General features: G+C 53.0%; 6 protein-coding genes. 1 reads left to right on the plus strand and 5 read right to left on the minus strand.

The window, feature by feature from the left end; translation table 11 throughout:
* The first annotated feature begins 374 nt into the window (after positions 1-374).
* On the plus strand, positions 375-800 hold the full coding sequence (locus ACSZPU_RS23245) for a hypothetical protein (protein WP_499003694.1): 426 nt from the start codon (positions 375-377) through the stop codon (positions 798-800).
* Positions 801-819: 19 nt separating this feature from the next.
* Here the strand turns inward: ACSZPU_RS23245 and sanA are convergent, their stop codons facing one another.
* The 5 genes from sanA to ACSZPU_RS23270 form a co-directional block, all read right to left on the minus strand.
* Positions 820-1,536 carry an outer membrane permeability protein SanA gene (sanA, locus tag ACSZPU_RS23250; RefSeq protein ID WP_499003700.1) on the minus strand — a complete coding sequence of 239 codons (717 nt, stop codon included), beginning with the start codon at positions 1,534-1,536 and terminating at the stop codon, positions 820-822.
* Positions 1,537-1,663: 127 nt separating this feature from the next.
* Positions 1,664-2,548, minus strand: a complete 885-nt coding sequence (cdd, locus tag ACSZPU_RS23255) for a cytidine deaminase (RefSeq protein WP_499003706.1) — start codon at positions 2,546-2,548, stop codon at positions 1,664-1,666.
* Between the two features lie 129 nt (positions 2,549-2,677).
* Positions 2,678-3,373 (minus strand): CidB/LrgB family autolysis modulator, encoded by a 696-nt coding sequence (locus ACSZPU_RS23260; RefSeq protein ID WP_499003713.1) that lies wholly within the window; start codon positions 3,371-3,373, stop codon positions 2,678-2,680.
* On the minus strand, positions 3,370-3,768 hold the full coding sequence (locus tag ACSZPU_RS23265; RefSeq protein WP_499003717.1) for a CidA/LrgA family protein: 399 nt from the start codon (positions 3,766-3,768) through the stop codon (positions 3,370-3,372). The genes ACSZPU_RS23260 and ACSZPU_RS23265 overlap by 4 nt, the downstream gene beginning before the upstream one ends.
* A gap of 137 nt (positions 3,769-3,905) precedes the next feature.
* Positions 3,906-4,802 (minus strand): LysR family transcriptional regulator, encoded by an 897-nt coding sequence (locus tag ACSZPU_RS23270; protein WP_499003720.1) that lies wholly within the window; start codon positions 4,800-4,802, stop codon positions 3,906-3,908.
* Positions 4,803-5,003 lie beyond the last annotated feature (201 nt).

Below are 5,003 nucleotides of genomic sequence, written 5' to 3' on the forward strand. Positions count from 1 at the left end.
GGAATTATCTTTCAATGGTCAAGCTGGGTTGCATCCGATTGTTTTACAAGAGGTTATGCAATTAAGGGACACAGCCTGGCAGTCTGCTGCGCATTATATTTTATGTATCCTGTACTCTCTAAATAATTCGAGTTGCAGGAAGGCGGCAACGCAGTGAATGCCCGGGAGCTTACTCCAGTAAGTGTGGGGTGAGCGAGGAAAGCCAACGTACATGCAATTTGAAGTATGACGAGTATATAATGTTATATTACTACTGAAGAGTTAAGCACCGCTACGTTGTTATTTAAGTCAATTCTGAATCCTGGCGTAAGGCCTGCTTCTTGCGCTATATACTATAGATATGCAATCCGTTGTAATGCTGAGCAGGAGCGCCTATGAATGTTGTGTATTTCAAAGTTGACCACCCGCCACATGAAAAACAGACCCCGATTCACTTCTACTTAAAGTCCGTACAATTACTGCGGGATAATGACGTTATTGCCGATCTAGGTGATTTAAAAATAACCAGTTTGCCCGTCTATTTTTATACTGTTGTGCCGACAGGATTCAGCAGGATTGAATTCACGATGAAGAATAGATCGCAGTTGCATATTGAATGTTTCGCAGGCTATCTGCGAACCGGTGAGTATATTGTTTCAACACCGGGCGGAGAAATAACGTTGCCGTTTAATGCCCTGACGGGTCTATGGACGCTGAATAAGCAACAGCGGGAATATATTGATCATCAGGAATTTATGCAACGCAATTATTCACTACTCCGACCTGCCAGAATTCTCACTCGCGGTGTATCCGTGTTCTGATGCACCGAATGAAGCATCGCTAGTTATTTTTCTTCTCTAAATCAAGCAACTGCTCGACGGTAACCGCCGGGTAGCCTTGAGCATCGTCGGGCACTTCTTGCAATGAGGGAATAGGTTCCAGCGGCCCTAAAAAACGGGGTTCGCGCTTAAACATATATAAATCGGCGATGGTGCCCAAGCGCGCACCAAATTCGCGAACGCGTACGCTCCACATATTTTTTGGCGACGGTACCGCGTAGCATTGAGCCTGAATACCCATATGCAGGGCAATAAACAGCGCCCGTTCGCAGTGGAAGCGCTGGGTGATAATAATAAAATCGTTGGTATCAAAGACCTTCCGGGTGCGAACGATCGAATCAAGCGTACGGAAACCGGCGTAGTCCAGCACAATATCCGAAGGGTCGACGCCAGCGGCAATCAGATCTTTGCGCATGGTGACCGGTTCGTTATAGCTCTGCAGCGCGTTATCGCCGCTTAATAACAGATAGTTTACCTTGCCGCTGTTATAGGCGTTCAGCGCGCCCTGAATACGGTAACGGTAATACTGATTGATAACGCCCGTGCGGTAATATTTTGCGGTACCGAGTACCACACCCACCTGACGCCAGGGAAGATCCTGCAGGTCATCGTAGATGTAGGGCGCGGTTTTCCAGCTCATCCAGCGGTCCAGGCCGAGCGCAGACAACAGCAGTAAGCCGATAAGGACCAACAGGCTGTAGACAAAACGCTTTATCATGCAGACAAACTCGATACAGGATTAAATTTCACTCAAGGCTACTTTACCCGTCCGGCAAGCGCAAGAAACGGGCGTTCAATTGCGGGGTTTTTCACCACCGCGGGCATCATGCCCGCAGTGGATCGGTTCAGGCGAGCAGTACGCGCTCAACGTTCTGGCAACCCAGCGCACGCAGCGTGGCGACCGTTGCGTCCCACTGGGTGAGGGGGGCATCGGCTTTTTCGGCAAGCACCGCGCGTTGCATATCCGGATAGTCGTATCCGGCAAGGCTCATCAGGTTCAGTGCGCCCTGCAACGGGGGAAGCGTCGGGTTGAATGCGGCGTTCTCCGCATAGCTGCCGCTGAAAATACGCCCGTCGCGACACTCAATGGACACGCCGGATGGGGAGTGGGTATACGGCGTGTGGCTTTTATTGGCGGCGGTGATGGTTGCCCGCGACAAGGCGTCTCCGCTTAATGCAAAACCGTGGTCTTGTGCATCAAGCAGTAGGGTTTTGATCTCCAGATCCTTAGGACCAAACGCATCCGGCAGATAATCACCCAGCGTGTGCGGCGTACGTCCCGGCAGGTTGATGCGCAGCGTCAGGCCGCTATTGAGCTCATTCATAAACTGACGGCAATGACCGCAAGGGGTGTAGTTCACAGTGATGGAGGCCAGCGCTTTTTCGCCGCGTTGCCAGGCGTGGCTAATGGCGCTTTGTTCCGCGTGAACGGTTTGCTGCATGGTTGCACCGAGGAATTCCATATTGCCACCGAAATACCAGGTGCCGCTGATGCCGCGGGCAATTGCGCCGACATTAAAGTGCGAAAGTTCTGTACGGGCGCAGGCTGCTGCCAGTGGCAACAGAGCGAAAGCCAACGCGTCTTCGTACATCCCCGTCGCGTTAAGCAAACCTGAAACTTGTTCTGCGCTTAACATCGCGGGAAAATCCGCGTCCGCCAGGAGCGGTGCCAGTGCGGCCTGTAAATTCTCCGCGAGGGCTGGAAACGCAGTGTGAAAACGTGAATGCATGGCGTTGCCTCATAGCAATGTAACGGGATCGTAGTGTAAGGGCCGTGTTAGCCTTTATATGTGATCAGCATCTCATTGTGTATGCAACTTATGAAATTCAAATGAAAAATGCGCGACAAATCGCAAATTTTAGCCCGCAATCGCAAGGATTAGCGGAAACAGGAATGGCGCAATCAGTGAGGTGATGATCCCACAAATGACCAGTGCCAGTGAGCTGAATGCCCCTTCCTGATAATCCAGTTCGGCACAGCGCGCGGTGCCCAGAGCGTGCGACGCGGTGCCCATGGCCAGGCCACGCGCGGATTTTGTCCGAATGTGCATCGCATCAAGTACCGTGTGACCGAACACTGCGCCCAGCACGCCGACAAAAATCACGCAGACAGCACTGATCGCCGGGATACCGCCAATGCTGCCGCCAACCGCCATAGCAATCGGCGTGGTCACTGATTTTGGCAGAATAGAGGCGGCAATTTCCGGCGAAGCCCCCATCATCAGCGCAATACCGGCCCCGCTCACCATCGCCACGATGCTGCCGAAAAAGCAGATGGTAATGATGGATTTCCAGCGTGCGCGAATCTGATGCAACTGCTCATACAGCGGAAACGCAAGGGCGACCACGGCGGGCTGCAACAAATCATTGAGGATTTTGCTGCCCTGGAAGTAGTGGTCATAGGGAATGCCGGTGACCAGCAGGAATGGGATAATCACCACCATCGCGATCAGCAGCGGATTAAGCAGCGCCATCTTGAAACGTGCGGACAACTTACGTGCGGCAAAAAAGACCGCCAGCGTTAACGGCAGCGACCACCAGATATACGCCATCATTCTTCACTTCCTTTCTTACCAACCACTTTACGTTCGCCATGTGCCAGATGGGTACTCCAGCTCACCACGAGAAAAACAATCACCGTACTGACGGCGCATGAGACGACTATCGGGCCAAACTGCGCACGCAAAATGTCGTAATACTGCATCACGCCCACGCCAATCGGCACAAACAGCAGCGCCATATAGCGGATCAACACGTAACAGCCGGGGTTTACCCATTTGGCGGGCAGGATTTGCAGCGCCAGCAGGACGAACATGATTAACATGCCGATAATGCTGCCAGGAATGGTGATGGGTAGCAGTGAGGAAACATAAATTCCTGCGTATAAACAAGCATATATAAGGACAAATGCGCGAAGGTACTGCCAGACAATGTTCAGTGATTTACTCATGGTGAATACCCTTGATGAAACGCATTCATCATACAATTAAAGCCTAAAATGTGCTACCGATCACATCATGAATTCTGAGCATACCAAATATTCCATTCCGGAACGTCAGGCATTGCCACAAGATTTGAGCGGGCGAATTACGGACAGTCGCTGCTCTTGGCGGATTGCATGGCCTGGATGCTGTGGATCACCTCGCGCATTGCGCGATTCACCACTTTGTCCTGACGCATAATCAACCCCAGCGTACGGTGCAGCGCGGGCTCCAGCGGCTGAATATCCAGACCTTCACAATCTTCCGCCTGCGTCACCGCCATGCGCGGCACAATGCTGTAACCGAGTCCGGCACGCACCATCCGCTTTATCGCCTCAATGCTGCCGAGCTCCATCACCGGGGAGGCGCTTTTCCCGGTGCGCTGAAACCAGCCGTCAATAAGCTGACGTGTGCTGCTACCGGACGCGAAGACGATCAGCGGCAGGTGTTCTGCCTCTACGCCATCATCACCCTCTGTCGGTTTAGCGGTGATGGTGACGAATTCATCGACCATCACCGGCGTCACGTCCAGGCTTCTACTGGTGGCGGGCAGGGTCACAAGGCCAATGTCGATACTGTTCTCCTCAACGCCCCTGACGATGTCCTGGGTGTTGCCGGTTTTAACGCCAACAGATAACTGAGGATAATCTTTGCGCAGCTGTTGTAGCACCTCTGGCAGCAAATGAATGCAGACGGTGGCACCCGTGCCAAGTGTGACCGTGCCGCTGATATCCAGCTTATGCATGGCGACAGATTGCACGGCGGCGCTCACGGCTTTTTCAATTTCTTCGCAGTGTTCGAGTAACGTCAGTCCGGCCGGTGTCGGGCGCACGCCGCGACCGGTGCGCTCAATCAGGCGGGTTTGCAGTGCGGTCTCCAGTTGGCGCATTTGCAAACTGACCGCGGGCTGTGAGATCCCCAGCGCTTCGGCCGCTGCGGTGAAGCTGCCCCGGCCGATGACCAGCCTGTAGGTCGTCAATTGATCGAGACTGAGGTGTGCCATCCAAAGTTTTCCTTATGCGGGTGATAAGCCCGGACCCGTGTCTGTGCTGATGCGTTGCGGCTAGCCTGTCAACATACCTGAGCAGGAGCCGGACAATGGAAATTATCGAAGCAGAAGAACAGCATATTAGATAGTGTCGTCACAAGATTTTAGCCCAGAGAGCGATGCATCTGATCTGGACGGCAGCGAGAAATGAGGCCG

It is taken from the genome of Phytobacter sp. V69, assembly GCF_965644215.1.
Lineage (GTDB): Bacteria > Pseudomonadota > Gammaproteobacteria > Enterobacterales > Enterobacteriaceae > Phytobacter.

What these genes read in the sequence shown, in the direction of transcription:
- ACSZPU_RS23245 (WP_499003694.1), top strand. Translation starts at nt 375, where the DNA reads ATGAATGTTGTGTATTTCAAAGTTGACCACCCGCCACATGAAAAACAG.
- sanA (WP_499003700.1), bottom strand. Translation starts at nt 1,536, where the DNA reads ATGATAAAGCGTTTTGTCTACAGCCTGTTGGTCCTTATCGGCTTACTG.
- cdd (WP_499003706.1), bottom strand. Translation starts at nt 2,548, where the DNA reads ATGCATTCACGTTTTCACACTGCGTTTCCAGCCCTCGCGGAGAATTTA.
- ACSZPU_RS23260 (WP_499003713.1), bottom strand. Translation starts at nt 3,373, where the DNA reads ATGATGGCGTATATCTGGTGGTCGCTGCCGTTAACGCTGGCGGTCTTT.
- ACSZPU_RS23265 (WP_499003717.1), bottom strand. Translation starts at nt 3,768, where the DNA reads ATGAGTAAATCACTGAACATTGTCTGGCAGTACCTTCGCGCATTTGTC.
- ACSZPU_RS23270 (WP_499003720.1), bottom strand. Translation starts at nt 4,802, where the DNA reads ATGGCACACCTCAGTCTCGATCAATTGACGACCTACAGGCTGGTCATC.